The sequence below is a fragment of the Acidiphilium iwatense genome (genome assembly GCF_021556475.1).
GTDB lineage: Bacteria > Pseudomonadota > Alphaproteobacteria > Acetobacterales > Acetobacteraceae > Acidiphilium > Acidiphilium iwatense.
This window is the reverse complement of the sequence record NZ_JAKGBZ010000023.1, coordinates 17,970-42,388: the sequence shown is the minus strand read 5'-3', so window position 1 is coordinate 42,388 and position 24,419 is coordinate 17,970. Positions and strand designations below refer to the sequence as shown.

At 63.6% G+C, this 24,419-nt stretch carries 28 protein-coding genes and 1 tRNA gene; 11 read left to right on the top strand and 18 right to left on the bottom strand.

Annotation, left to right across the window (positions count from 1 at the left end; translation table 11 throughout):
- Nucleotides 1-18: 18 nt before the first annotated feature.
- Complete coding sequence (folD, locus tag L2A60_RS12405; RefSeq protein WP_235704710.1) at nucleotides 19-861, bottom strand: bifunctional methylenetetrahydrofolate dehydrogenase/methenyltetrahydrofolate cyclohydrolase FolD; 843 nt, start codon at nucleotides 859-861, stop codon at nucleotides 19-21.
- On the bottom strand, nucleotides 861-1,166 hold the full coding sequence (locus tag L2A60_RS12400; RefSeq protein ID WP_235704709.1) for a YggT family protein: 306 nt from the start codon (nucleotides 1,164-1,166) through the stop codon (nucleotides 861-863). Before L2A60_RS12400 ends, folD begins: the two co-directional genes overlap by 1 nt.
- Before the next feature lie 107 nt (nucleotides 1,167-1,273).
- Between L2A60_RS12400 and L2A60_RS12395 the strand changes: the two genes are divergently transcribed.
- Nucleotides 1,274-1,349, top strand: a tRNA-Ala gene (locus L2A60_RS12395).
- Nucleotides 1,350-1,367: 18 nt separating this feature from the next.
- A complete protein-coding gene (locus tag L2A60_RS12390) occupies nucleotides 1,368-2,618 on the top strand; it encodes a transcription antitermination factor NusB (protein WP_235704708.1) in 1,251 nt (416 codons plus the stop codon).
- A 55-nt stretch (nucleotides 2,619-2,673) separates the two neighbouring features.
- Here L2A60_RS12390 and L2A60_RS12385 read toward each other — a convergent pair whose 3' ends face one another.
- The 6 genes from L2A60_RS12385 to vapB form a co-directional block, all read right to left on the bottom strand.
- Nucleotides 2,674-3,291 carry a DedA family protein gene (locus L2A60_RS12385; RefSeq protein WP_235704707.1) on the bottom strand — a complete coding sequence of 206 codons (618 nt, stop codon included), beginning with the start codon at nucleotides 3,289-3,291 and terminating at the stop codon, nucleotides 2,674-2,676.
- Entirely contained in the window at nucleotides 3,288-4,220 is a 933-nt protein-coding gene (gene cysK, locus L2A60_RS12380) for a cysteine synthase A (RefSeq protein WP_235704706.1), read from the bottom strand. The genes L2A60_RS12385 and cysK overlap by 4 nt, the downstream gene beginning before the upstream one ends.
- Nucleotides 4,221-4,258: 38 nt before the next feature.
- The gene (ilvC, locus tag L2A60_RS12375; RefSeq protein WP_235704704.1) at nucleotides 4,259-5,278 is read right to left on the bottom strand and encodes a ketol-acid reductoisomerase; all 1,020 of its coding nucleotides are present in this window, start codon (nucleotides 5,276-5,278) and stop codon (nucleotides 4,259-4,261) included.
- 204 nt (nucleotides 5,279-5,482) lie between these two features.
- Nucleotides 5,483-5,689: a DUF6494 family protein gene (locus L2A60_RS12370; protein ID WP_235704702.1), complete on the bottom strand. Its 207-nt coding sequence runs from the start codon at nucleotides 5,687-5,689 to the stop codon at nucleotides 5,483-5,485.
- A gap of 71 nt (nucleotides 5,690-5,760) precedes the next feature.
- Nucleotides 5,761-6,174 (bottom strand): tRNA(fMet)-specific endonuclease VapC, encoded by a 414-nt coding sequence (gene vapC, locus L2A60_RS12365; RefSeq protein WP_235704700.1) that lies wholly within the window; start codon nucleotides 6,172-6,174, stop codon nucleotides 5,761-5,763.
- Between the two features lies 1 nt (nucleotide 6,175).
- Nucleotides 6,176-6,397, bottom strand: a complete 222-nt coding sequence (gene vapB, locus L2A60_RS12360; RefSeq protein WP_235704699.1) for a type II toxin-antitoxin system VapB family antitoxin — start codon at nucleotides 6,395-6,397, stop codon at nucleotides 6,176-6,178.
- 610 nt (nucleotides 6,398-7,007) lie between these two features.
- Between vapB and L2A60_RS12355 the strand changes: the two genes are divergently transcribed.
- Together L2A60_RS12355 and L2A60_RS12350 are read left to right on the top strand one after the other, a co-directional pair.
- On the top strand, nucleotides 7,008-7,535 hold the full coding sequence (locus tag L2A60_RS12355; RefSeq protein WP_235704698.1) for a Pepco domain-containing protein: 528 nt from the start codon (nucleotides 7,008-7,010) through the stop codon (nucleotides 7,533-7,535).
- A gap of 129 nt (nucleotides 7,536-7,664) precedes the next feature.
- Nucleotides 7,665-8,405: a hypothetical protein gene (locus tag L2A60_RS12350; protein ID WP_235704697.1), complete on the top strand. Its 741-nt coding sequence runs from the start codon at nucleotides 7,665-7,667 to the stop codon at nucleotides 8,403-8,405.
- A 260-nt stretch (nucleotides 8,406-8,665) separates the two neighbouring features.
- Here the strand turns inward: L2A60_RS12350 and rseP are convergent, their stop codons facing one another.
- The 9 genes from rseP to L2A60_RS12305 all read right to left on the bottom strand — a co-directional run bounded on the left by rseP (nucleotide 8,666) and on the right by L2A60_RS12305 (nucleotide 16,154).
- Nucleotides 8,666-9,754, bottom strand: coding sequence for an RIP metalloprotease RseP (gene rseP / locus L2A60_RS12345; RefSeq protein WP_235704696.1), 1,089 nt, complete (start codon nucleotides 9,752-9,754; stop codon nucleotides 8,666-8,668).
- A gap of 96 nt (nucleotides 9,755-9,850) precedes the next feature.
- A complete protein-coding gene (locus tag L2A60_RS12340) occupies nucleotides 9,851-10,618 on the bottom strand; it encodes a DUF3800 domain-containing protein (RefSeq protein WP_235704695.1) in 768 nt (255 codons plus the stop codon).
- A 230-nt stretch (nucleotides 10,619-10,848) separates the two neighbouring features.
- Nucleotides 10,849-12,024, bottom strand: a complete 1,176-nt coding sequence (gene dxr, locus L2A60_RS12335; protein ID WP_235704693.1) for a 1-deoxy-D-xylulose-5-phosphate reductoisomerase — start codon at nucleotides 12,022-12,024, stop codon at nucleotides 10,849-10,851.
- Nucleotides 12,015-12,707, bottom strand: a complete 693-nt coding sequence (locus tag L2A60_RS12330) for a phosphatidate cytidylyltransferase (protein ID WP_235704692.1) — start codon at nucleotides 12,705-12,707, stop codon at nucleotides 12,015-12,017. Before L2A60_RS12330 ends, dxr begins: the two co-directional genes overlap by 10 nt.
- The gene (gene uppS / locus L2A60_RS12325; protein WP_235704691.1) at nucleotides 12,704-13,411 is read right to left on the bottom strand and encodes a polyprenyl diphosphate synthase; all 708 of its coding nucleotides are present in this window, start codon (nucleotides 13,409-13,411) and stop codon (nucleotides 12,704-12,706) included. Before uppS ends, L2A60_RS12330 begins: the two co-directional genes overlap by 4 nt.
- A 59-nt stretch (nucleotides 13,412-13,470) precedes the next feature.
- A complete protein-coding gene (frr, locus tag L2A60_RS12320) occupies nucleotides 13,471-14,037 on the bottom strand; it encodes a ribosome recycling factor (protein WP_235704690.1) in 567 nt (188 codons plus the stop codon).
- Nucleotides 14,038-14,046: 9 nt separating this feature from the next.
- Nucleotides 14,047-14,787 carry a UMP kinase gene (pyrH, locus tag L2A60_RS12315; protein WP_235704689.1) on the bottom strand — a complete coding sequence of 247 codons (741 nt, stop codon included), beginning with the start codon at nucleotides 14,785-14,787 and terminating at the stop codon, nucleotides 14,047-14,049.
- Nucleotides 14,784-15,695 (bottom strand): D-amino-acid transaminase, encoded by a 912-nt coding sequence (locus tag L2A60_RS12310; RefSeq protein ID WP_235704688.1) that lies wholly within the window; start codon nucleotides 15,693-15,695, stop codon nucleotides 14,784-14,786. Before L2A60_RS12310 ends, pyrH begins: the two co-directional genes overlap by 4 nt.
- Nucleotides 15,696-15,713: 18 nt before the next feature.
- Nucleotides 15,714-16,154 carry a hypothetical protein gene (locus tag L2A60_RS12305; protein WP_235704687.1) on the bottom strand — a complete coding sequence of 147 codons (441 nt, stop codon included), beginning with the start codon at nucleotides 16,152-16,154 and terminating at the stop codon, nucleotides 15,714-15,716.
- Between the two features lie 146 nt (nucleotides 16,155-16,300).
- Between L2A60_RS12305 and ykgO the strand changes: the two genes are divergently transcribed.
- The 6 genes from ykgO (at nucleotide 16,301) to L2A60_RS12275 (ending at nucleotide 21,617) form a co-directional block, all read left to right on the top strand.
- Nucleotides 16,301-16,426 carry a type B 50S ribosomal protein L36 gene (gene ykgO / locus L2A60_RS12300; RefSeq protein ID WP_235704685.1) on the top strand — a complete coding sequence of 42 codons (126 nt, stop codon included), beginning with the start codon at nucleotides 16,301-16,303 and terminating at the stop codon, nucleotides 16,424-16,426.
- Between the two features lie 152 nt (nucleotides 16,427-16,578).
- Nucleotides 16,579-18,018 (top strand): FAD-linked oxidase C-terminal domain-containing protein, encoded by a 1,440-nt coding sequence (locus L2A60_RS12295; protein ID WP_235704683.1) that lies wholly within the window; start codon nucleotides 16,579-16,581, stop codon nucleotides 18,016-18,018.
- Entirely contained in the window at nucleotides 18,015-19,193 is a 1,179-nt protein-coding gene (locus L2A60_RS12290; RefSeq protein ID WP_235704682.1) for an FAD-binding protein, read from the top strand. The genes L2A60_RS12295 and L2A60_RS12290 overlap by 4 nt, the downstream gene beginning before the upstream one ends.
- Nucleotides 19,194-19,212: 19 nt before the next feature.
- Nucleotides 19,213-20,583 (top strand): glycolate oxidase subunit GlcF, encoded by a 1,371-nt coding sequence (gene glcF, locus L2A60_RS12285; RefSeq protein WP_235704681.1) that lies wholly within the window; start codon nucleotides 19,213-19,215, stop codon nucleotides 20,581-20,583.
- A 58-nt stretch (nucleotides 20,584-20,641) separates the two neighbouring features.
- Nucleotides 20,642-20,815 carry a hypothetical protein gene (locus L2A60_RS12280; RefSeq protein WP_235704679.1) on the top strand — a complete coding sequence of 58 codons (174 nt, stop codon included), beginning with the start codon at nucleotides 20,642-20,644 and terminating at the stop codon, nucleotides 20,813-20,815.
- A gap of 331 nt (nucleotides 20,816-21,146) precedes the next feature.
- A complete protein-coding gene (locus tag L2A60_RS12275; protein WP_235704677.1) occupies nucleotides 21,147-21,617 on the top strand; it encodes a Spy/CpxP family protein refolding chaperone in 471 nt (156 codons plus the stop codon).
- 595 nt (nucleotides 21,618-22,212) lie between these two features.
- Here the strand turns inward: L2A60_RS12275 and L2A60_RS12270 are convergent.
- Entirely contained in the window at nucleotides 22,213-23,178 is a 966-nt protein-coding gene (locus L2A60_RS12270; RefSeq protein ID WP_235704676.1) for a lysine-2,3-aminomutase-like protein, read from the bottom strand.
- 186 nt (nucleotides 23,179-23,364) lie between these two features.
- On the opposite strand from L2A60_RS12270, the gene epmA reads away from it, so the two are divergent.
- The gene (epmA, locus tag L2A60_RS12265; RefSeq protein ID WP_235704675.1) at nucleotides 23,365-24,354 is read left to right on the top strand and encodes an EF-P lysine aminoacylase EpmA; all 990 of its coding nucleotides are present in this window, start codon (nucleotides 23,365-23,367) and stop codon (nucleotides 24,352-24,354) included.
- Nucleotides 24,355-24,419: the final 65 nt, after the last annotated feature.

Sequence of the window (24,419 nt, the reverse complement as noted above, 5' to 3'; positions counted from 1 at the left end):
GTTTCGCTGTTTTCAGATTCAGCCCCGCCGTGCGGCGGCGGCGATCAGCGTATTCTCCAGCAGGCACGCGATGGTCATCGGCCCCACCCCGCCCGGCACCGGGGTGATCGCGCCGGCCACGCCCAGCGCCGCCTGGTAATCCACATCGCCCACCAGCGCGCCGTCCGCGCCGCGATTGATCCCGACATCGATCACCGTCGCGCCCGGTGCGATCCAGTCGCCCTTCACCATCGCGGGCCGGCCGACGGCGGCGATCAGGATTTCCGCGCGCCGGCATTCGGCGGCAAGATCGCGGGTGCGCGAATGCGCGATCGTCACGGTCGCGTCGCCGGCGAGCAGCAAGGCCGCCATCGGCCGGCCGACGATGTTCGACCGGCCGAGCACCAGCGCCCGCGCGCCGCGCGGCTCGACCCCCGCCGCGCGAAGCAGGAGGAAAATCCCGCGCGGTGTGCAGGGCGCGAGGCGCGGCGCGCCCAGCGCGAGTGCCGCGACGTTTTCGGGGTGAAACCCGTCGACATCCTTCGCCGGATCGATCGCGCGGATGATCGCTCCTGTGCGGATCTGCGCGGGTAATGGCAACTGCACCAGAATCCCGTCCACCGCATCGTCCGCGTTCAGCCCGGCGATGACTGACAGCAGCTCGGCCTCGCCGGTCTCCGCCGGCAGGCGGATGGTGCGCGACTCGAACCCGGCCGCCCGCGCCGCCCGTTCCTTATTGCGGACATAGAGGGTGCTGGCCGCATCCTCGCCGACCAGAACCACCACAAGGCCAGGTCGGTAGGGCAACGCCGCCGCCCGCGCCGCGACCTCGGCGCGCAGTGCGGCGGCGAGGGCTTTGCCGTCGATCGGTCGCGCGGTCATTACAGCCCCGCCATCACCAGATGGGCGAACAGGTCGGGCACCAGGAAATTATGCAAGACCTCCAGAAGCAGAAACGCGATGATGAAACTGATATCGATGCCGCCGAGCATAGGGATGAACCGGCGAAGCGGAGCAAGCACCGGCTCGGTCGCACGGATCAGAAAATCCTCGATCCGGTAGACGATCCGGTTGCGGGTATCCAGCACGCCGAAAGCGAGCAGCCAACTGAACACGGCCGCCGCGATCATGACATAGATATAGAGTTGGATCAGTTCTTCGACGAACCAGAAAATCGCTGCGAGCATCGTCACCTCCAAGGATCGCCTTGGGGTTAGCGAAGCCCGCGCGATCGCGCAATGTCGCCGCCCGGCTTGACTTCTCATCCCGGTTGCGCGATGCGGCGCGTCGGGATGGGGCTGTAGCTCAGTTGGGAGAGCGCCTCGTTCGCAATGAGGAGGTCAGGGGTTCGATTCCCCTCAGCTCCACCATCCCCTTTCGCGGTGATCATGAAACCCCAGACCAGCGACCCGACCCGTGAAGCCGCGTTCGCGCTGCTCAGCGCCGTGTTCGACCGGCACGCCCCGCTCGATACGGCACTCGACAGCCTTCGGGCGATCCCGGCGCGCGACCGCGCCGCCGCCCACCGGATCGCCGCCGCCGTGCTGCGCCGCACCGGCAGTCTCGATGCGGTGCTCGATGCCTATCTGACCAAGGCGCCGCCGATCCCGGTGCGCCACGCGCTGCGGATCGGCACGGCGCAGCTTCTGTTGCTCGGCGCACCCGCCCATGCCGCGGTGAGCACCGCCGTCGGCCTCGCCCATGCGCGCGGCCTCGGCAAATTCGCCGGGCTGGTGAACGCGGTGCTGCGCCGTGTCGCGACCGAAGGGAAGGCGGCGCTCGATGCGCTCGATGCGCCGCGGCTCGACACACCCCAATGGCTCTGGGCCTCGTGGGGTGCCGATGGCCGCGCCATCGCCACCGCGCATCAGAACGAAGCCCCGCTCGATCTGTCGCTCAAACCTGGCGCCAAACCACCTGAAGGCGCCGTTCTGCTGCCGACCGGCTCGGCGCGCCTGCCCGCCGGCACCGATGTCACCACCCTTGCCGGCTTCGCGGATGGCGATTTCTGGGTGCAGGACGCCGCCGCCGCCCTGCCCGCGCGCCTGCTCGGCGACGTTGCCGGCCAGCGCGTGCTCGATCTCTGCGCCGCCCCCGGCGGCAAGACCGCGCAGCTCGCCGCTGCCGGCGCCATCGTCACCGCGCTCGATCGCGACCCGGCGCGGCTGGAGCGGCTGCGCGGCAATCTGGCGCGGCTCGATCTCACCGCCGAAACCATCGCCGCCGACGCGCTGGAGTGGCGGCCCGAGCCAAAATTCGACGCAATCCTGCTCGACGCGCCCTGTTCGGCGACCGGGACGATCCGCCGCCACCCGGAAATTCTTCACCTCCGCCGCAAGCACGACATCGCCGCCTGTGCCGCGATTCAGGACCGCCTGCTCGACGCCGCGGCATCAATGCTCACCCCCGGCGGGCGGCTCGTCTATGCGGTCTGCTCACTGCAAAACGACGAAGGCGCCGAACGCATCGACGCCGCCTGCGCCCGGCTCGGGCTCAGGCGCGACCCGCTCGAACCGGGCGAGGTTCCGGGCCTGACCGAGGCGATCACGGCTTCGGGCGATCTTGCCACCCATCCCGGACTATGGCCCGATCGCGGCGGGATGGACGGATTTTTCGCCGCGCGGCTGATTAGGTCATAGATGCTGTCTTTTGTTTCACGTGAAACAAAGGGCCGTTATTATACCTAACTCATGCTTAAGCAGTCCTGCGGCTCCGCCATAATCTGGCGAAATACCAGGCCAGAAGCAGAAATAGGCCGGCGATAGTGGCAAGGGTGAAATCGTGCATCGTGGCCTGCAGGCGCGGGCTGGTCTGCCAGGCCCGGCCGAGCCGAAACCCGGCATAGGCGAGGGCAAAGCACCAGGGCAGCGAGCCGATGAAGGTGTAGAGCTGGAATTTCCAGAAATTCATCCGCGCGATGCCGGCTGGCAGGGCGATATAGGTGCGGATCACCGGCAGCACCCGGCTGACCAGAACGGTGACGCTGCCGAAGCGCGCGAAGAAGTGATCCACCCGGTCGAGTTCCGCGCGGTCGAGCAGAATGTAGCGGCCCCAGCGCTCGACCAGCGGCCTGCCGCCCGCGTAGCCGACGCCATAGGCGATCGTCGAGCCGATATTGCAGCCGATCGCGCCGACCAGCGCCACCAGCCAGAGGTCGAACCTTCCGGTGGACACCAGATAGCCCGCGAAGGGCAGGATGACTTCGGACGGAATCGGGACGCAGGCGGATTCCAGCGCCATCAGGGCGGCGATTCCGGCGTAGCCGAGAGCCGAAATCGTCGCGATGACGAAATGCGCGAGCGCTGGAATCAATCGGTCAGGCCGGCGAACAGTGGCGTCGAAAGGTAGCGCTCGCCATAGGAGGGGATGATGGCGACGATCATCTTGCCCTCGCTGTCGGGGCGCCTGGCGACCTCGATCGCCGCCCAGAGCGCCGCGCCCGAGGAAATGCCGACCATCAGCCCTTCCTCGCGCGCGGCACGGCGCGCCATCGCGAAGGAATCCTCGTTGGTGACGCGGATCACCTCGTCATAGATCGCGGTGTTCAGAATCTCGGGCACGAAGCCGGCGCCGAGCCCCTGGATCTGGTGCGGGCCTTTGGGGCCGCCCGACAGAACCGGCGAGGAATCGGGTTCGACGGCAATGCAGCGGAACGAGGGCTTGCGCGCCTTGATCACCTCGCCCACCCCGGTGATGGTGCCGCCGGTGCCAACGCCGGAGATCAGGATATCGGCGCGGCCGTCGGTGTCGGCCCAGATTTCCTCGGCGGTGGTGCGCCGGTGCACCGCCGGGTTGGCGACATTCTTGAACTGCTGGGGCATGAAGTAGTTCGGTCCCGAGGCGACGATTTCCTCGGCCTTCTTGATCGAGCCGGCGATGCCCTCCGGCCCCGGCGTGAGCACGAGTTCCGCGCCATAGGCGCGCAGCACGGCGCGGCGCTCGCGGCTCATGGTTTCGGGCATGGTCAGGATGCAGCGATAGCCGCGGGCCGCGCAGACCATGGCGATGGCGATGCCGGTATTGCCCGAAGTGGGTTCGACGATGATGCTGTCCCGATCGATCATCCCCTCGCGCTCGGCGGCCTCGATCATCGCGACACCGATACGGTCCTTCACCGAATTGGCCGGGCTGAAAAACTCCAGTTTCGCGACGATCTCGCCGGGCAGGCCGGCGGCAAGCCGGTTGATCCGCACGAGCGGCGTGTTGCCGACCAGTTCGGTCGCGTCCTTGGCGATTTTCATGGGTTTGCTCCTCCTGGCGTTATGCCCGGACTATCGGTTCAGTTGCGCGCCTTGTCCACCAGGGCGCGTTCCTTGATCCAGGGCATCATGGCGCGGAGCTTTTCGCCGACCTGTTCGATCGGATGAGCCGCATTGGCCCGGCGCATCGCCTTGAAATTGGTCTGGTTGACCCGGTTCTCCAGCATCCAGTCGCGGGTGAAGCGGCCGCGCTGGATATCGTCGAGCACGCGTTTCATTTCCGTTTTGGTTTCGGCGGTCACGATGCGCGGGCCGGTGACGTATTCGCCGTATTCGGCGGTGTTGCTGATCGAGTAGTTCATGTTGGCGATGCCGCCTTCATAGATCAGGTCGACGATCAGCTTCACCTCGTGCAGGCACTCGAAATAGGCCATCTCGGGCGCGTAGCCGGCATCCACCAGGGTCTCGAACCCGGCCTTGATCAGCTCGACCAGGCCGCCGCACAAAACGGTCTGTTCGCCGAACAGATCGGTCTCGCATTCCTCGCGGAAGCTGGTCTCGATGATGCCGGCGCGGCCACCGCCGATCGCCGAGGCGTAGGACAGCGCGATGTCGAGCGCGTTGCCGGACGGGTTCTGCGCCACCGCGACGAGACAGGGCACGCCGCCGCCGCGCTGATATTCGCTGCGCACCGTGTGGCCGGGGCCTTTCGGCGCGATCATGAACACGTCGATATCGGCGCGCGGCTCGATCAGGTTGAAATGGATGTTCAAGCCATGAGCGAAAGCGATCGCCGCGCCCGGCTTGAGATTCGCGGCGAGATGGTCGCGATAGAGATCGCCCTGGCCTTCGTCCGGCGTGAGGATCATCACCACGTCGGCCCAGCGCGCGGCCTCGGACGGGTCCATCACCTTGAGCCCGGCGGCTTCCGCCTTGGCGACGGCCGAGGAACCCTTGCGCAGGGCGACGACCAGTTCCTTGAGGCCGGACTCCTTGAGGTTGAGCGCATGGGCGTGGCCCTGGCTGCCATAGCCGACGACGGCGACCTTCTTGGCCTTGATCAGGTTCACATCGGCATCGCGATCGTAATAGACGCGCATTTCTGGGCTCCCTGGGGTTCGGAACGAATTCTGGGCGGTTCGAATGGGGGAAATTCCGCCGGTTTGCAACCTATGCACGGCAATGACGAGCCATGCGGAGGCCGGGACGCGGAATTTTATGTCGCGATCGGGTCGCGATTATGGTTCCGGCTGATCGCGCTCGCCAGGCTCGATGCCGGGGGCGTCGGAATCGGGGAGGTTGCGCTACCCGATTTCGATTTCGCCATCGATCTCATGCCGAACGTCTATGGCGCTGATCTCAAGCGTCATCTTTGCCCTGAGTTTCTCGTTGCCTTTGAGGCGGCCAGCCTTCACCGCCTCGCGGACGGCGTTGTCGATCTCGCGTTGCGAGGTAACACCGACCACCTTGAGAAATTTGCGGACGTCCATGTTGAACTTGTCTTCGTCCATGTGCGCTCACTCCCATGACCTTGCGGCTGCACGAATTCGCGTGACGCGGGTTCGCAACGACGGATTTGATATCATGTCGCGGCGGGGCTCAGCCAGTCTTCGGAGCGCAAGCCGTCGACGCGGCTGAATTCTCCGAGATTGCCGGTGACGACGATCAGGCCACGGCTGCGGGCATGGCCGGCGATCAGCACATCATAGCCGCCGATCGGAAAACCTCGGCGACCCAGAGTCATCCGAATTTCAGCCGCGTGTGCCGCCGCAGCTTCATCGAAAGCCAGGATTTCGAGGCGTGCGGCGAATCGCTCGACCTCGTGGCGGTTTTCGACAGAGCGAGCGGATTTTTCAGCGCCATAAAGCAATTCGGATAGAATAACCGTCGAGATGCACAATGAAGCGACCTCGGCATTGAACCGCTCGCGCAATCCTTTCGGGCGATCGCGCAGCACCCGGATGCACAGATTGGTATCGAGCATGTAGCGCAGCATGTTAGAACGACTCGCGGGCCTGCGGTTCGGGCTGATCGCGACTGCCGAGATCGATGCCGGGCGCGTCGAAGAAATCGTCCCACACCGAATTCGCCGGCACGATCACCCGGCGCGCGCCGTCCCGCAGGATCACGACTTCGCGGACACCTGGCGGGAAGGCCACATTTTTCGGCAGACGGACGGCTTGCGACCGATTGGTTTGAAACAGGGTGGTTTGGGTCATCGGAGTTCGTACCTTCAGGATATCAGGAATGTATACCCATCGGGGCGGGATATGTCAATCGGATATACGATTAACCCAGGGGCTATGCCCCGCGATGAATTGCTTCACGGGGAGCCGACACGAAAGCATCTTCGCTGTACACCAGACATGAACGCCGCAAGAACGTTTGTCCGTTTTCCCGCCCGAAAACGGCCTTGTCCATGTTCTCATTGGCTGGCGAGGTTCTCGGACATTCTTGAAACCGTCCGATAAATTCTCGATTCCCGGACAAGCGTACGTAAACGATACTTTCGTGTCGGGACCCCGGATAGGAGCGGAGCATGGCAACCCGGTTCACGCAACCGCGCTTCGATCTGAACGGACGCTCGCCATCTGAGCTGATCGAACCGGCGCGTGATCGGGTCGCCACTGCACAAGGCTCCTAAATCACAACCGACCAGCTTTCCACGCCCATCAAGTCGTCACCGCCATGCTGCAGCCCGCTCAACTTGATGGTGCCGTTTCAACAGATTCTGGAACCGACATCGAAATAAAAGATGACAGATAAGCTCCAATGCAGCTAAGATAAGGCCATCAAGCCTTGAAATGGCGACTCTCTTGGCAAAAGAGGATGGCCTTGCGCATTCGAAGTGTTTCGGTCGGCGGGCTGGCAGCATGTCTTATGCTTCCAATTTTGCTCTGCGGTGCTGGACCCGCGAAGTCGCAGCTCCTAACCCACGCTGTGCCGGGAGAGCGGCCCGCAGCCGAAATCATGAAATCGAAGGATTTTGTCGTTTTCGTAAGCGTGCCCAATGTGCCGCCCAGCCAGAAATCCAAAATTGAAGAACATATGCTAGCGATCCAAAAACAAACTAAAAATCAATCCCTAAAATACTACATGATTCAAAATAAACTAATTGCGATAAACGTAAATGAAAACAAAATTTTGAACAAAATCAAAAATATAAGCTCCAGCTTGCTCAGCTCTCTAGATAATATAAACAATGGAGTGAAGGAACCGCACCGTTTTGAATTAAAGCAATTTTCCGTCGAATTGGCAGTCAATGGCTCGGGGAAAGTGGGATTTTTGGGAACTGGCGCCGAGGTGGGCGGTTCGGCCAGCTTCCGGCTGGTTTTTGTAAAGAGAAATACCCGATGAAAAGGCGGTGCGTCGGTCGTCAAATATATGCCTTTGCAGTCTGATTTAATACCAGCCCGATATCGTAAAAAAATCAACTGCAGTCTGGCAAAGCACAACACTTTTCGCAGATCAACAGGAGGATTGGCTATGTTAGAAATACGCGCACATCGTACTCAGGACTATGCTGAACTTCCTCACATCGACAACGCAGGTGTCGGCGATTTTTTGGCAGATGACCAAGGCTGCCTCGATGACATTGGATGTCATCTGTTATCGAAACACGCGCATAACCGATTTGGCGTAATATTGTTGCATAAGCACTTTACCATTGACGCAGATGAGATCTGCGTTGAAACCGCTAATTATTCTACCCGACGCCTCATTTCACGTCCTACCTCTGACGCTCCTGCTGGCCTTGCAGTCACAAGGCTTATGTTCGACTCAGATGGCCCCAGCGCGGTGAACATCGGGGGCATCGGTCTGGAATTTGCAGATAGTGGCTTACTCGCAGGCGTGATTCCAATCGGAGAATCGGACACGGAGACCTTAATGGGCGTCGCCAAAATTCTAGCACACCGAAACAAACTGCGTCGCTTCGGTATCCATCTCCTGCACAACCCGCTTGAGTTGCGAAACGAGATCCTAGTCGAGACATGCGATCCAAGTGCTCGCGTACTGGTAAGCACTCCTTTGCCAGAAGACAATGCTAGCGAAGCGGGTGCGATAGTAACTGCTTTCCGCTGGCTTGGAACAAGCGTAAAAGATGGGCAGGTTGTTAGCCAAGCGTGCGTTCCAACTCAATACTGCAGCGATGATAATGGAACACATCAAATAGTCCGGTGGCATGCACAGCTAGACGATCCACCCCCGGATAACCCAGATCCATAGCATTTACGTACGTTTGTCCAAAAATCGAGGATTATCGGACCGCTTCGAAAGCGTCCGAGAATCATGCGAGCCGACGAGATCGCGGACAAGCCAGTTTCCGCACCGATGCGGACGGTGGGCCAGTTTTCGGACGGGAAAACGGACAAACGTTCTTGCGGCGTTCATGTCTGGCGTACAGCGAAGATACTTTCGTGTCGGCTCCCCTTCACCCGCTTACGCGGGTTCGCAATGACGGTCCTGGACTTAAGACGGCCTTTGGATCAGCCCAGCAGGTGCGACACCCAGTGGATCAGGCCGATATGGCCGAGATCGTGCCAGGTGACGAAGATGATCAGGGTCGCGAGGATGGCGGCGCCGATCTGGATGGCGAGTTCCTGCGCGCGGCGCGGCAAAGCGCGGCCATACAGCGCCTCGGCGGCGTAGAACAGCAGATGCCCGCCATCGAGGATCGGGATCGGGATCAGGTTGATCAGGCCGAGATTGACCGACAGCAGCGCGATGAACGAGACGAAATCGGCGATGCCGAGTGCGGCGGCCTGGCCGGAGATTTGCGCGATGCGCACCGGCCCCCCAAGGTTTTTCACGCCTTTTTGATAGACCACGAGATTCCACAGCCCGCCGAGCGTGGCGGCGGCGGCGGCATAGGTTTCGCGGGCACCCGCGACAATTGTCGCGACAGGACCAAGACGTCGATAGACGACATCCGCGCCGACGATGCCGAGTTCGCCGACCTGCCGGCCATCGACCATGCGGGATCTGGTGGTGAGGTTGGCGCCGTGGGTCGCGCCGTCATGGGTGAAGGTGATCGCGATCCGGTCGTCCGGTCTGGTCAGGATGATGTTCTGGATGTCGCGGAAGGTCTTGATCGTTCGTCCGTCGATGCTGGCGATGCGGTCGCCCTTGACGATGCCCACAGCAGCGGCCGGTGAGTTGGGTAGCACCGAACTCACCACGGGCCGGACCACCGGGGCGCCGGCGGTCGCGAACACCAGGGTGAACAGCACGAAGGCGAGCACCATGTTGGCGGCCGGGCCGGCGGCGACGACCAGCGCACGGGAGCCGAGCGATTTGGTGCGGAAACTGCCGGGATCGGTCTCGCCCCTGGTCGCTCCGCCGAGTTCGGCCCAGCCCTTCATGCGGACATAGCCGCCGAGCGGGATGGCGGAGAGTTTCCAGACCGTGCCGTGGCGGTCGGTACGGCTCAGCAGCGCCGGGCCGAAGCCGATCGAGAAAGCCTCGACCGCGACGCCGCGCCAGCGCGCGACCAGATAATGGCCAAGCTCGTGCACGGTGACGAGAATGCCGAGCACCACGACGAAGGCGGCGAGCGAGCGGATGAAGTCGATCATGCGCCCATCATATAGGAAGTTCAGGCGGCGCGGGAGGCACCTGTACGCTGAAACGAGAGTATCTTATGTTTGGGTTTTTATGGAAACCGTCGACAATCAATTTTTTCCGAGAGGTAAGCGTCCTTGAGCTTCTTTTGGCTTATAAAGAATGCTATGAGTCGTGCGGTTGTCTATCAAATCGCCGAATATCCTTTCGGCCCACTCCCAATCAGGATATTCTGCCGGAGACAGTCGATAAGCCAATAGACGCGCGATTAAAGTCGCAACCCAATCTGCGGCTTGAATCGTTTGGTAAAGATGACTTTCAACATGGAAAGGCGGTTCGATTAAACATCGAGCGGGTTCATTGCCAAACATGGTTTTTGCAGAAACCTCCAATAATTTTATTCTATCACTATGCTGATCTAATATCATCAAAAAAGATGATTTATTCAAAGAACAATATTTATCAAGTTGACGAATGGAATGTCCCAAAACGGTTGTATATAACCCTCCAGGATGAGAGTTTTCTGGTGATTGATATTTTTGTCTGCCGTAATAAAAAAGCTTGCCTTCCAGTTTGTATATTTTATTTATTGTCCGAATAGCCCCTTCTTTAATATGGGGGTATTTTTTAATATTCCGTGTATTAAATAATTCAGTTCCCTTTTTTTCCCACGTCGCAGGATGTTTTTGTGATTGTCTTAATTCAGCTTCCAATAAATGACTTTTAAGTTTAAAAAACCATGTCGCAAACTGACGCGCTTTGTCATGAGGTAAAATATATCCCGCCAAGCCAAATACCGGGCTCGCATTGTGAGCAGAGTGATTACGGCTAATATACGGTCCAATATGACCAAACTCATCCAAGAACGCCAGATGCATTTATCGCCTCCAAATACACGGAAGCCCGCGCAACAAGTTGCACGGGCTTCCGGAACGGGGCGCAACGGGTTTATCCATCGCGACCCGAATGATATATAGCGGTTAAAAGTTTAGAACTCAAGGAGATTATCACAAAATATTCCATTGATATTCAAGTGTTCTCCTGATTTCCGAGCAGACTATCGGACGAAGTGGCCTCGCCGAAGCGATTTCAGTCAGCGTGAACCTGCTCATGCGGCGCGGGAGGCACCTGTACGCTGCAATTCCGATTCCGTGATGACACGGGCCTCGGCGTCGAGCGCGAGCACGGCTTCGAGATCGGGTAGAGGCGGCGCGCCGAGCCGCTGCATGGTGCGTTCGACGACGATGGCGATGTCGAGAAAGCCGATGCGCCTTGCGAGGAAGGCGGCCACCGTGACCTCGTTCGCCGCGTTCAGCACGGTCGAGGCGCCCTGCCCGGCGACGAGCGCTTCGCGGGCGAGGCGCAGCGCCGGGAAACGCACGGGATCGGGTGCGAAAAATTCGAGTTTCGCGGCGGCGGCGAGGTCGAGCCGGGGCGAACGGGTTTCCAGGCGCTCCGGCCAGGCCAGGGTATGGGCGATCGGGATGCGCATGTCCGGCGCGCCCATCTGGGCGAGAACGCTGCCGTCGCGATAGCAGACCATGCCGTGGACGATCGATTGCGGATGGACCAGAACCTCGATTTCGTGCGGGGCCAGCGCGAAGATGCGGGCGGCTTCGATCACCTCCAGCCCCTTGTTGAACAAGGTGGCGGAATCGATCGAGATTTTCGCGCCCATCGACCAGACCGGGTGTTTCAGCGCGCGTTCCGGCGTGGCCTCGCGCATGTCGGCGAGGCTCGCCTCGCGGAACGGCCCGCCCGAGGCGGTAAGGATGATTTTTTCGAGCGATCGGCGATTGCCGTCGGCAAGCGCCTGAAAAATCGCGTTGTGCTCGGAATCGACCGGCAGCAGGGTGGCGCCGGCGGCGTCGATCGCGCGGAGAAACACATCGCCGGCGGAGACCAGTGCCTCCTTGTTGGCGAGCGCGATGGCGCCGCCGTTGCGGATCGCCGCCAGGGTGGGTTCCAGCCCGGCGGTGCCGGTGATCGCCGCCATGGTCCAGTCCGCTTTCATACCGGCGGCGCCGATCGCGGCCTGGCGGCCGGCTTCGGCGCGGATGCCGGTTCCCGCGAGGGCATCGCGCAGGGCGGGATAGGCTGATTCTTCCGCAATGACCGCGATTTCGGGGCGGTGCAGGCGCGCCTGTTCGGCGAGGCGCGCCACATTGTTCCCGGCGATCAAGGCGCGCACCCGGAACCGCTCGGGCGACGCCGCGAGAAGGTCGAGCGTCTGGGTACCGACGCTGCCGGTCGAGCCGAGAACCGTGACTGTCTTCACCGCCATAGCGGAACTCCTCCCTGGGCGAGCAACGCGAGACCGGCGGCAATGGGTGCGGCGGCGAGAACCCCGTCCAGCCGGTCGAACAGCCCGCCATGGCCGGGGATGGTCCGGCCGGAATCTTTGACGCCGAGCCGGCGTTTCAAAGCGCTTTCCGCGAGATCGCCAGCCTGGGACACCGCGCTGAGCAATGCGGCGGGCAGGATGCCGGATGGACCGCGCGCAATGATGACGCCGGCAAGAATGCCGATGGCGAGGCCGCCGATCGCCCCGCTGATGGTTTTGCCCGGCGAGACGGCGGGGGCAAGCTTCGCGCCGCCGATCAGCCTTCCGGCGGCATAGGCGCCGATATCGGTCGCCCAGACCACGACGAGAAGGAACAGGATGTCGGCGGGGCCATGGGGCAGGAAGCGCAGCCAGAGCAGCGCGATCGCCGGAAGCCCGGCATAGGCGAGGCCGGCAACGGCGAACGCTTTGCGGTTCGGGGCCGCGACATGCCGGCTCAGCGCGCGCCATTCCCATAACAGCCCGGCGAGGAATGCCAGGATCAGCAGTCTCCAGGCCCAGCCGCCGAGAATCAGGGCGGCGACGGCAAGCGGGATCAGCACGGCGGCGGAGGCGGTGCGGATGCCGAGATCGTGGAACCGATTGGTCGAGCGGGGGGGTGATTCGGCCAATTGCGCGCTCATCGTGACGCTTCGGGCCGGGCGGCGCCGGTATGCGCGGGACGGGCCCCGAAGCGCCGCTCGCGCCTTGTATATTCGGCGATCGCACCAGCCAGATTGGCTGCGCCGAAATCGGGCCAGAGCACATCGTCGAAAATCAGCTCGGCATAGGCGGCCTGCCAGAGCAGGAAATTCGACAGCCGCTGCTCGCCGCTGGTGCGGATGACCAGATCGGGGTCCGGCATCCCGGCGGTGGCGAGATGGGCGGCGAAGCCGGCCTCGTCGATTGACGCAGGCTCCAGGCGGCCTGCCTTGGCCGCTTCCGCGATGCGCCGTGCGGCGGCGGCGATTTCGGCGCGCGCGCCATAGGACAGGGCGATGACGAGATTGAGCGTCGTATTGGCTTCGGTGCGGACCTCGGCATCCGCCAGTTCCTGCTGCACCGCCGGGCCGAACCGGTCGCGCTCGCCGATCACGCGCAGGCGCACGCCGGCCTCCGCCAGTTCGTTCAGCTCCGAGCGGAGATAGTGCCGCAGCAAGCCGGTGAGGTCGGTCACTTCCTCGGCCGGGCGGCGCCAGTTTTCCGACGAAAAGGCGAACAGGGTCAGCCAGCCGATTCCTTGTTCGATCGCCGCTTCCACCGTGCGGCGCACCGCGCGCGCGCCTTCGCGATGGCCCGCCACGCGCGGCAGGCCCCGGCGGGTCGCCCAGCGGCCATTGCCATCCATGATGATGGCGATATGGCGCGGGGCGCTGGATGGCGCGGCGCGGTGGGCCATTGCGTGGGTCAGACCTGCCTGATGTCCTTTTCCTTCTCGGCGAGAAGCTCGTCGATCCGCTTGATCATCGCGTCGGTCAGTTTCTGCACGTCATCGGACCAGTCACGGCTCTGGTCCTCGCCGATTTCGTGCTTCTTCTCCAGCGCCTTGATGGTTTCCATGCCGTCGCGCCGCACGCCGCGCACCGCGATCCGCGCCCCCTCGGCGTATTTGCCGGCGGCCCTGGCGAGTTCGTTGCGCCGCTCCTCGGTCAGGATCGGCAAGGGCACGCGGATCAACTGGCCGTCCGGCTGCGGGTTGAGGCCGAGGCCGCAATCGCGGATCGCGGCGACGGTGGCGTTGACCATCGAGCGGTCCCAGACCTGGACCGTGAGCATGCGCGATTCCGGCACCGCGACGGTGGCGACCTGGTTGAGCGGCATCATCGTGCCATAGGCCTCGACCTTCACCGGGTCGAGCAAAGCGGGATTGGCGCGGCCGGTGCGCAGCCCGCTGAATTCGCGCTTCAGCGTGTCCATCGCGCCATCCATCCGGCGCGACAAATCTTGTTTGATACTGTCGAGATCGGCTGGCATTGGATGCTCCTAACGCTGTTCCACGATGCGGGTGAATCGCCCCTCGCCGCGCATGACGGCGGCGAAAGCACCCGGCGCGCGAATGTTGAAGACGATGATCGGCAGGTCGTTTTCGCGGGCGAGGCTGATGGCGGCGGCATCCATCACCGAAAGGTCGCGCGCGAGGACATCGAGATAGGTCAGTTCCTGATAACGCTCGGCGCCGGCGAATTTGCGCGGATCGGCGGAATAGACGCCGTCGACCTGGGTGCCCTTGAGCAGGGCGTCGCACTTCATTTCGGTGGCGCGCAGGGCGGCGGCGGTGTCGGTGGTGAAGAACGGATTGCCGGTGCCGGCGGCAAAAATCACCACCCTGCCCTTTTCCATGTGGCGCTCGGCGCGGCGGCGGATATAGGGCTCGCACACCGCCGACATCGGGATCGCCGATTGCACGCGGGTCGGCACGCCGCATTTCTCCAGAGCCGATTGCATGGCGAGCGCGTTCATCACGGTCGCCAGCATGCCGATGTAGTCGGCCTGGGCGCGATCCATCCCCCCTGCCGCACCCGACACGCCGCGAAAGATGTTGCCGCCGCCGATCACCAGACAGACCTGGACGCCGAGGGCGACAACATCCTTGATATCCTGGGCGATGGCGGCGACGGTTTCGGTATCGAGCCCGTAATCGCACCGCCCCATCAGCGCCTCGCCGGAGACCTTCAGCAGAACCCGGCGGTAGTGACCGTTGGAATTGGTTGTCCTGTCGTTCATCGGTGCGGTTTCATCCCATTCGCGGGTGCTGTGCAAGCGGACAGTGAATTATGGGCATCGCCATCGGCGTGGCGGGCGAACAGGGCGAACAGGCGGCGCGCGACCGGGCCGGGTTTGCCGTCGCCCACCGTGGCGCCGTCCAGCGTCACGATGGGCTTGACGAAGGAGGTGGCGCTGGTGAGGAAAACCTCGCGCGCGGCGCGGAATTCGGTTTCGCTGAGGCCGCGTTCCTCGAATGCGACGGCGTTTTCCGCGAGGATCGCGGCGAGGGCGGCGCGGGTGCAGCCGGGGAGAATGTGATCGTCGAGCTGCCGCGTGCGCAGCACGCCGTTCGCATCGACCGCCCAGACCGTGGTGGACGACCCCTCGGTGACATTGCCCGAGGCGTCGATCAGGATCGCCTCGTAAACCCCGGCCTCGCGCGCCTTCTGCTTGGCCAGCACGTTGGGCAGCAGATTGACCGATTTGATGTCGCAGCGGCCCCAGCGGATATCCGTCACGGTGATCGCGCCGGCGGCCCAGGCATCGATATCGCGCGGGAAGGCATTGCCGTGGCGCGCGGTGACCACCAGGGCGGGCGCGGTTCCGGCGCGCGGGAAGGCATGGTCGCGCCGGGCGACGCCGCGGGTGATCTGCATATAGACGATGCCTTCGGTCACCCGGTTGCGGCGCGCCACCTCGCGCAGCACGGCGAGCAAGGCGGCATCGCTCATCGGACGGGCGAGCGCCATTTCGCGCAGGGAGCGGGCGAGGCGGGCGAGATGCAGGTCGGTATCGACGAAATGCCCGTCATGGATATGGAGGACTTCGTAGATGCCGTCGCCGAACTGATAGCCGCGATCCTCGATGTTCACGCAGGCGTCGCGCTGGGGCAGGTAGCGTCCGTTGACATAGGCGATTCGGCTCATGGCGTTTCTCGTCCGGGTTCAGGGTCGGGGGCCGGTGGTGATGGTCCTTGTGGGTTTCGCGTCACGGATACCGAGCAGGGCGACGCCGAACAAGCCGGCGACCACGCCGATGACGATCACCATCAGGCGCAGCCGGTATGCGACGAGGCGGCTGGCCTCGGCGGTTTCGGCCGAGAGCACGGTCGCTGCCTCGCCCAGGCCGGCGCGATCGGGCGCGAGCGATGCGAGGGTTTGCTGGCCGCGCCGGCCGAGCAGGGGTTTGGCTGCCGCGAGCGCCGCGCGGATCGCCGCCAGATCGCCCGAGGCGGCGGCGCGGGCGATCGCGGTCTCGGCGATCACCCCGCGCATCGCCGGGATCGGGGCGGCATAGGTCGCAAAGACGCCGATCAGCGCGAGCATCAGAAACCCGGTCAGCATCATGCCGATCCGCTGGACCGAAACCCGTTCCCGCTCCGCCATCGTCCCCGTTCCTTATGCGATCGGCGTTCCATGCGGCCCGCCGGCCCGCGCGTCAATCGGGCCGTGGCAGGGTTGGCCGAGGTTGACAGGAGGCGGCTTGCTTTCCATAAGCCGCGCAACCCGAACGGCCAACCCGAGATCATGTCATGAAAATCCGCAACTCCCTCCGCTCCGCCAAGACCCGCGACAAGAATTGCCGCGTCGTGCGCCGCCATGGCCGCGTCTATGTGATCAACAAGAAGAACCCAAGGATGAAGGCCCGCCAGGGCTGAATCGAGCGCGCCGCCGCGCGGGCCGGCCACGGCGGACGGCCGAATCTGGATTTTTTATAATTCATTCGACGGCGAATTAGTTTGAGCGGCTCGCGCTTTGCGAGAGCCGCTGGCGGTGTTATATTCCCTCATAACGATTGGGGGAGCCAGTCTTGATCGACCTGCCCGCACCAAAACAGGACGTGCTGGACCGGCGCGATGCCGTGTATGAGGGGCTGCGCGCGATTCTGCCGGCGCGCGGCGTGATCACCGATCCCGCCAGGCTGAAACCCTACGAGACCGATGGGCTGTCCTCCTATCGGCAGATGCCGTTTGCCGTGGTGCTGCCCGAGACGACCGAACAGGTGGCCGCGGTGCTGCGCTTCTGCCACCAGAACGGCGTGCGCGTGGTGCCGCGCGGCGCGGGCACCTCGCTGTCGGGCGGGGCGCTGCCGCTCGCCGATGCCGTGGTGGTCGGCATGATGCGGATGAACCGCATTCTGGAGGCGAATTACGGCGACCGATATGCCGTGGTGCAGGCCGGGGTGACCAATCTCGGCATCACCAAGGCGGTGGAAGCGGACGGATTTTTCTATGCGCCCGATCCGTCGAGCCAGCTCGCCTGCATGATCGGCGGCAATATCGGGATGAATTCGGGCGGCGCGCACTGCCTGAAATACGGCGTGACCGCGAACAACGTGCTCGGCATCACCCTGGTGACCATCGAGGGCGAGATCGTCAAGCTCGGCGGCACCCATCTGGATACCGCCGGCTATGACTGGCTCGGCCTCGCGATCGGCAGCGAAGGCCAGCTCGGCATCGCCACCGAAATCATCGTGCGGATTCTGCGCGCGCCGGAAGGCACGCGCGCGATGCTCGCCGCGTTCCGCGCCAACGAGGTCGCGGGCGCCTGCGTCGATGCGATCATCGGCTCGGGGATCATTCCGGTGGCGCTGGAATTCATGGACCGGCCGGCGATTCATGCCTGCGAGGCCTTCGCCCATGCCGGCTATCCGCTCGATGCCGAGGCGATGCTGATCATCGAGGTGGAGGGGTCGGTTGCCGAGCAGGACGCGCTGCTGGGCCGGATCAAGGAGATTTGCGCGCAATTCGACCCGATCAGCCTGAAAGTGTCGCAATCGGACGAGGAATCGGCGGCGATCTGGAAGGGGCGCAAGGGCGCGTTCGGCGCGATCGGGCGGATCAGCCCGGATTATCTGTGCATGGACGGCACCATCCCCACCAGCACCCTGCCGCGCGTGTTGCACCGGATCGGCGAGATGAGCGCGCAATACGGATTGCAGGTCGCCAATATTTTCCATGCCGGCGACGGCAATCTGCACCCGCTGATCATGTTCGACGCCAATAACGCGGACAGCATGCACAAAGCCGAGGCGTTCGGCGCGGATATCCTGCGTCTCTGCGTCGAGGTGGGCGGGTGCCTGACCGGCGAGCACGGCGTCGGCGTGGAAAAGCGCGACCTGATGGGCGTCCAGTTCACCGACACCGAGCTTGACCAGCAGCGCCGGATCAAGACCGCGTTCGACCCGGACTGGCTGCTCAATACCGCGAAAGTGTTTCCGCTCTCCGATACGATCCCTCGGGCCGCATGATCGCGCCCGACGAGGAGGAGGGATTTGCCGTGGCGATCCGCGCGGCGGCGGCCGCACGCGAACCGCTCGCGATCGAGGGCCTCGGCTCGAAATCCGGTTTTCTGCGCCCGATCCAGGTCGCCGACACGCTGAGTACGCGGAATTTTTCCGGCATTCCGCTCCATGCACCGAAGGAGCTGATCGTGACGGTGCGCGCGGGGACGACGCTCGCGGCGCTCGAAGCGAAACTCGCCGAGGCCGGGCAGCATCTGATCGCCGAGCCGCCGCATTACGGCTTTCTCGATGCCAGGGCGCAGACGGTGGGCGGCATCGTCGCGACCAATCTGTCCGGGCCGCGCCGCGTCGCCTGGGGGGCGATGCGCGACCACGTGCTGGGGATACGCGCGGTGACCGGGCGCGGCGAACTCATCCGTTCGGGTGGCCGGGTGCTGAAGAATGTGACCGGGCTCGATCTGTGCAAGCTGTTCGCCGGTTCCTACGGCACGCTCGGGGTGATGACCGAGGTGACGCTGAAAGTGCTGCCCGCGCCGGAAGCCACCGGCACCGTGCTGCTGCGGGGACTGGACCCGCACGACGCGGTCGAGGCGCTCTCGGCGGCGCTGGGGTCGCCCTATTCGGTTTCGGGCGCGGCCTATCTGCCGCAGGAGGCGGCGATGGCGCTGGGATTCGAGCGCCCGGTGACAATCGCCAGGATCGAGGATTTCGCCGAGTCGGTGACCTATCGGCTCGACCGGCTGTGCGCGTTGCTGCACCGGTTCGGCATTGTCGAGAAACTGGCCACCGAAGCGAGCCGCACGCTGTGGCGCGCGGTGCGCGACGGCGAGGCGCTGCCGGTGCAGCCGGCGGACGCGATCTGGCGGGTTTCGGTACAGCCTTCCTACGGCCCGTCGGTTCTGCGGAAGGCGCAGGACGCGGGGATGTTCGGCTATCTCGACTGGGGCGGCGGGCTGGTGTTTCTGACCGGGCCGGCGACGGTGGAGGCCCACGCGGCCGTGATGGCCGCCGCGCGGCGCGCCAAGGGCACCTGGTGGCTGATGCGCGCGCCGGAGCCGTTGCGCCGCAGTGTGGACGTGGCACCGCCGGAGCCCGAGGCGCTCGCGGCGATCCGAAGGCGCGTGGTCGCTTCGTTCGACCCCGCCGGGATTCTTAACCCCGGCCGGCTGTTCGCCGCCTGAAGAGAAGATTTAGGTTCTCATGCAAACCAGTTTCACCGCCGAACAGCTCGCCGCCCCGGACATCGCCATTGCCGACCGGATTCTGCGCTCCTGCGTGCATTGCGGCTTCTGCACCGCGACCTGCCCGAGTTTCGTGGTCGTCGGCGACGAGGACGACAGCCCGCGCGGGCGGATTTATCTCATCAAGGACATGCTGGAGACCGGAGCGCCGGCGAGCGAGCCGGTGGCGTTCCATCTCGACCGCTGCCTCTCCTGCCTTGCCTGCATGACCACCTGCCCGTCCGGCGTCGATTACATGCATCTGATCGATTATGCGCGGGTCAGGGTGGAGGAAACCTATCAGCGGCCGCGCCACGACCGGGCGCTGCGCGCGCTGCTGGCGGCGATTCTGCCCTATCCCGCGCGGCTGCGGGCGGCGCTGCGCGGCGCACGGCTGGCCCGCTTCGCCGGCGGGTTGATCGGCGGCGAAACGCTGTTCGCGCAACGGCTGCGCGCGATGCTCGATCTGGCTCCCGGCGCGCTGCCGGGGCGGGGCGCGACCGAGCGGCAAGGCGTGTTTCCCCCGCAGGGCACGCGGCGCGCACGGGTGGCGCTGCTCGCCGGCTGCGCGCAACAGGTGCTCGACCCCGGCATTCATGACGCCACGATCCGTCTGCTGACCCGCATGGGGGTCGAGGTGGTGGTCGCCAGGGGCGCGGGATGTTGCGGCGCGCTGACCCACCATCTTGGCAAGCACGCGGCGGCGCTCGATTTCGCGCGGGCGAACGTGGCGGCCTGGAGCCGGGAAATCGACACGGACGGGCTGGACGCGATCGTCACCGACACCTCGGGCTGCGGCACGGTGCTGAAGGATTACGGATTTCTGCTTCGCGACACGCCGGAGGCGGAGCGCGCGGCGCGGATCGCTTCGCTCGCGGTGGATATTTCGGAGCTTCTGCTCCGGCTCGACTATCAGCCGAGCCGGCCGCCGGAACAGCCGATCACCCTCGCCTATCATGCCGCCTGCTCGCTCCAGCACGGCCAGAAAATCACCGATGCGCCGAAAATTCTGCTCAAGCGCGCTGGCTTCACCGTGGCCGAACCGCGCGATGCGCATCTGTGCTGCGGGTCGGCGGGCACCTACAACATCCTGCAGCCGGACATCGCGGGGCAGTTGCGCGCGCGCAAGCTGGAGACGATCAAGCCCTTGAAGCCGCATGCGATCGCCGCCGGCAATATTGGCTGCCTCACGCAGCTTGGCGGAGCTGGTCTTTCGACCATCCATACCGTTGAGTTGCTGGACTGGATGGCCGGCGGGCCAAGACCGGCGCAACTGCCCGCCGAGGCGGCGATCGCCGCGACTCAGCCGCACCCCGAGCTGGAAACGGACGGTGAACCGGGCTGGGTCTGACCGTCATTCGAACCTGAATATTTACTCAACCGAAAGAATTCGGCGGTAAATTCCGTCCATGGTGGCGACGGGTCCGCTGAAGCGTCATCGGCCGAAGGATTCGCTGTGGTCGACGCTGAATGCGCGCCGGACGCCGCCATGGCTGACGCTGATCGGGCGGGAAGTGGCTGAATCATCCGGCGCGGCGATCGGGAAACGGAATCGCGTGGCCGCAAAAGAAGATGAAAAGTGAAACGGGAGTGAAATTGCGCCGCAGCACATTGGAAAAGTTTCAGTCGCGGGCAAGCTTGACATTCCGTTCTCGAGCCAAAGGCGTCGCTTGGCCGGCTGGGCCAGACCGACCCATCATGACCCAAAGCTGTCGGTAACGCGTGCATCTATTCGTCTCTGGTTGCTTTTGAAGTATTGTCGGCAACGGGCAACACAGCGGGCCGATGTATAGAAATTGCTATTATACATTGAATATTAATGACGCTGATGTAATATTCTCATTCTGAGAGCCCATATATTGCTTGACATCTGCGGTTTTTGGAGGACTGTTATTCAAACATTGGAGTTTGACCATGATGCCGCGTTTCATCTCAGCCACGGTGCTGAGTGCTGGACTGCTGATCGCCGGCCTGTCTCCTGCTTTCGCGCAGAGTACGCAGAGTACAGCGCCCGCTGCATCGTCAGCCGCCACAACCAGCCCTGCGTCGGAAATCAAGGCGCATATCAACAAATTGCGGACTGAACTTAAAATTACCTCCGCACAGCGCTCGCAATGGGACGCGCTTGCCTCAGTCATGCGTCAGAATGCGACGCAGATGGAAACGCTTTATAAACAGCGTTCACGGAATGCCGAAACCATGACCGCGGTTGAAATCCTAAAATCTTACCGCGAGTTCACGCGGGCGCATCTGGCTGCCCTCAACAAGTTGATCCCGGCTTTCACGAAACTCTACGGAGTGTTATCCCCCACACAGAAAAAAACCGCCGATGAGTTGTTCGAAAATCGGGTCGCCGTTGCTAGCGGCGCCAGAAAGACTCAGTGATGAAAAACTGGATCACACTCGGCCCGGCAATCGGGATCGTTCTCGTGCTGGCCATGAACCCGGCAGCAGCCGATCAACACGGGCGGCGGCAACCCTGGGGTCAGCCGGGTTATTATCATCCGCCGGAGCGCTTTCGGCATTTTCGGCGACCCCGGCCAATGGCGGGATATTATGGACAATATGGACAAAACGGCTATTACGCGCAGCCGCCAGTCGTGTATGGGCCACCTCAACCGCCGCCTGGGATCAGTTTCTATCTAGGCGTTCCCTGATCAAACCTGCGATGTACGCAACCGACTGATCCATCATGGCCTACGACGAAAAGTCGACGCGGACGATTGATGTTACGCCCAGCGCGTACATTGCCCCAGCACAACGTCCGTACGGACAGCTTTTTGGTCCGGGCGCCGTGTAGCCCGGAGATCGCTCCCATATACATCGAGGCGCATCGTATAATCCACACCGAGAGGCCGGTTAGAGCGTGGCCGCGACGGGCGCGCAAGTCGGACGGCCAGTCCAGCATCCTCGCCGATGCCTTGCTCAAGGCAGGTCGCAACAAGTGGCAGCCTAATCACGCTTGACCACAACGGATACTCTAACCGGCGACCGGACTCGGCTCCAGCACCATCTTGCCGGTCGGCGCATCCAGGATATAGGCGGGCAGGGCGGTTCCCGAAATCGTCCCGCGCAGCGCCGCGAGCAGCGCGCGGCCTTCGGCGATCGGCACATGGAACCGCGCCGTCCCCGGCGCCGGGTCGAGCTGGTGCAGATAATACGGCTTCACCCGCGCCGCCAACATCGCCTCGAACAGGTCCCGCAGCGCCGGAACGGAATCGTTCACCCCGCGCAGCAGCACCGACTGGCCGAGCAGCGGCACCCCGCCGCGCCGCAGCAGGTCGAGTGCCGCTCGCGACGCATCGGTGAATTCGCGCGCATGATTGGCATGGATCACCACGAACAGCGGCGTCGCCACATCCAGCGCGTCGGCCAGCGCCTGGGTGACGAATTCGGGTGCGGCCACCGGCACGCGGGTATGGATGCGCAGCCGCTTCACATGCGGAATCGCCGAAAGCCGGTCCAGGACCGAACGCACCCGCCTTGCGGAGAGAATAAGCGGGTCGCCGCCGGTCAAAATCACCTCGCTGATCCCCGTATGATCCGCGATCCAGCCGATCGCCGCATCCAGTTCCGCCGCGGTCAACACCCCGCCATCCGGCCCGACATGCTCGCGGCGAAAGCAGAATCGGCAATAGACCGGGCAGGCGAGGGTGGGCTTCAGCAACGCCCGGTCGGGATAGCGATGCACCACCCCCTTGATCGGCGACAGCGCATCGTCGCCGATCGGATCGGCGCTCTCATGAGCCGCGACCACCAGTTCCGCCGGATCGGGGATGAATTGCCGTCCGACCGGATCGTCCGGCCGCTCGATCAAGGCGGCGAGGGCAGGGGGGATCGACGTCGCATAGCGCGCCGCGACCCGTTCCAGCCCGGCACGCGCCGCTTCCGGCGCGAAACCGGCCGCGATCAACTCATCCGGGGTGCGAAGGGTGCGCGCTGTCATGGCCTAGTGTTCCGTTTCGGAAATTCGTTTGCATTGCCCATAGCGTTCTACGAATTCCCGAAACGATAGAACACTAGGAAAATCAAAACTTTCCAGTGTGGTCTTTGATTCTGAAATTCCTAAAAATTGCCGCAGCAATCGGGTAGGAATTTCAGAATCGTCCCACTGAGTGCTATCCAAACCGGCATGACCGCACAAGCATGGGCGCCCGACCGCCTCGCCGCCCGCCTGCCGCATCTCCGCCGCCGCGCGCTGCTCAGGGAGGCGACCCGCGCCTTTTTCACCGCGCGCGACTATCTGGAAGTCGAAACCCCCTACGCGGTCCCGGCGCCCGGCGAGGAAGTTCATCTTTCCGCTTTCGAAACCACCCGCATCTTCCCCGACGGCACCGGAGAAAAACTCTGGCTGCACACCTCACCCGAATTCGCGATGAAGAAGCTCCTCGCCGGCGGCACCGGCAACATCTTCCAGCTCGCCCGCGTCTGGCGCAACGGCGAGGGGTCGGACACCCACGCCGCCGAATTTTCGCTCCTCGAATGGTATCGAATTGGCGCCACGCTCCCTGACCTGATCGATGAAACCATCGCTTTCCTCCGCGCCGTACTGCCGCCCGAAGTCACCTGTCGCGGCATCACCACCAGCCTCGCCGACATCGAAATCCTCACCGTCGCCGAAGCCTTCCGTCGCCATCTCGGCATCGACGTGCTCGCCAGCATCGGCGATGCCGAAACCCTCGCCGCCGAGTCCCGTACCCCGCTCCGTGCCGGCGAAACCTGGGAGGATCTGTTCTTCCGCCTCATGCTCGGCCGGATCGAGCCGTATCTCGGGCGAAAAAATCCCACCTTCATCACACATTGGCCGGCGCCTCTGGCGGCGCTCGCGCGCAGGAGTGCCAGCGATCCGCGCGTCGCCGAGCGCTTCGAGCTCTATGTCTGCGGCATCGAACTCGCCAACGCCTTCGCCGAACTCACCGATCCGGCCGAACAGCGCGCCCGGTTCGAGGCTGATCGCGCCCGCCGCCATGCAATGAACACCCGCGAGGACTGGCCGCTCGACGAGGATTTTCTTGCCGCCGTCGCCGATCTCCCGCCCTGCGCCGGCATCGCACTCGGCTTCGACCGCCTCGCCATGATCGCCGGCTCTGCCAACCGGATCACGGATGTGTTATGGCTCTGACACACGGGGGATACAGTCCCATAATACAATACGGTAACGGTCGAAAGACCAGAACTCGGGAGCCG

Excerpts from the sequence above, each read along its gene's own strand:
- L2A60_RS12400 (WP_235704709.1), bottom strand. The coding sequence starts at position 1,166 with ATGCTCGCAGCGATTTTCTGGTTCGTCGAAGAACTGATCCAACTCTAT.
- folD (WP_235704710.1), bottom strand. The coding sequence starts at position 861 with ATGACCGCGCGACCGATCGACGGCAAAGCCCTCGCCGCCGCACTGCGC.
- L2A60_RS12390 (WP_235704708.1), top strand. The coding sequence starts at position 1,368 with ATGAAACCCCAGACCAGCGACCCGACCCGTGAAGCCGCGTTCGCGCTG.
- L2A60_RS12290 (WP_235704682.1), top strand. The coding sequence starts at position 18,015 with ATGATCGCGCCCGACGAGGAGGAGGGATTTGCCGTGGCGATCCGCGCG.
- L2A60_RS12270 (WP_235704676.1), bottom strand. The coding sequence starts at position 23,178 with ATGACAGCGCGCACCCTTCGCACCCCGGATGAGTTGATCGCGGCCGGT.
- L2A60_RS12275 (WP_235704677.1), top strand. The coding sequence starts at position 21,147 with ATGATGCCGCGTTTCATCTCAGCCACGGTGCTGAGTGCTGGACTGCTG.
- dxr (WP_235704693.1), bottom strand. The coding sequence starts at position 12,024 with ATGGCGGTGAAGACAGTCACGGTTCTCGGCTCGACCGGCAGCGTCGGT.
- ykgO (WP_235704685.1), top strand. The coding sequence starts at position 16,301 with ATGAAAATCCGCAACTCCCTCCGCTCCGCCAAGACCCGCGACAAGAAT.
- vapC (WP_235704700.1), bottom strand. The coding sequence starts at position 6,174 with ATGCTGCGCTACATGCTCGATACCAATCTGTGCATCCGGGTGCTGCGC.
- epmA (WP_235704675.1), top strand. The coding sequence starts at position 23,365 with ATGACCGCACAAGCATGGGCGCCCGACCGCCTCGCCGCCCGCCTGCCG.
- glcF (WP_235704681.1), top strand. The coding sequence starts at position 19,213 with ATGCAAACCAGTTTCACCGCCGAACAGCTCGCCGCCCCGGACATCGCC.
- uppS (WP_235704691.1), bottom strand. The coding sequence starts at position 13,411 with ATGGATGGCAATGGCCGCTGGGCGACCCGCCGGGGCCTGCCGCGCGTG.
- L2A60_RS12350 (WP_235704697.1), top strand. The coding sequence starts at position 7,665 with ATGTTAGAAATACGCGCACATCGTACTCAGGACTATGCTGAACTTCCT.
- rseP (WP_235704696.1), bottom strand. The coding sequence starts at position 9,754 with ATGATCGACTTCATCCGCTCGCTCGCCGCCTTCGTCGTGGTGCTCGGC.
- pyrH (WP_235704689.1), bottom strand. The coding sequence starts at position 14,787 with ATGAACGACAGGACAACCAATTCCAACGGTCACTACCGCCGGGTTCTG.
- L2A60_RS12370 (WP_235704702.1), bottom strand. The coding sequence starts at position 5,689 with ATGGACGAAGACAAGTTCAACATGGACGTCCGCAAATTTCTCAAGGTG.
- L2A60_RS12340 (WP_235704695.1), bottom strand. The coding sequence starts at position 10,618 with ATGCATCTGGCGTTCTTGGATGAGTTTGGTCATATTGGACCGTATATT.
- L2A60_RS12305 (WP_235704687.1), bottom strand. The coding sequence starts at position 16,154 with ATGGCGGAGCGGGAACGGGTTTCGGTCCAGCGGATCGGCATGATGCTG.
- L2A60_RS12280 (WP_235704679.1), top strand. The coding sequence starts at position 20,642 with ATGGTGGCGACGGGTCCGCTGAAGCGTCATCGGCCGAAGGATTCGCTG.
- frr (WP_235704690.1), bottom strand. The coding sequence starts at position 14,037 with ATGCCAGCCGATCTCGACAGTATCAAACAAGATTTGTCGCGCCGGATG.
- ilvC (WP_235704704.1), bottom strand. The coding sequence starts at position 5,278 with ATGCGCGTCTATTACGATCGCGATGCCGATGTGAACCTGATCAAGGCC.
- vapB (WP_235704699.1), bottom strand. The coding sequence starts at position 6,397 with ATGACCCAAACCACCCTGTTTCAAACCAATCGGTCGCAAGCCGTCCGT.
- L2A60_RS12330 (WP_235704692.1), bottom strand. The coding sequence starts at position 12,707 with ATGAGCGCGCAATTGGCCGAATCACCCCCCCGCTCGACCAATCGGTTC.
- cysK (WP_235704706.1), bottom strand. The coding sequence starts at position 4,220 with ATGAAAATCGCCAAGGACGCGACCGAACTGGTCGGCAACACGCCGCTC.
- L2A60_RS12310 (WP_235704688.1), bottom strand. The coding sequence starts at position 15,695 with ATGAGCCGAATCGCCTATGTCAACGGACGCTACCTGCCCCAGCGCGAC.
- L2A60_RS12355 (WP_235704698.1), top strand. The coding sequence starts at position 7,008 with ATGGCCTTGCGCATTCGAAGTGTTTCGGTCGGCGGGCTGGCAGCATGT.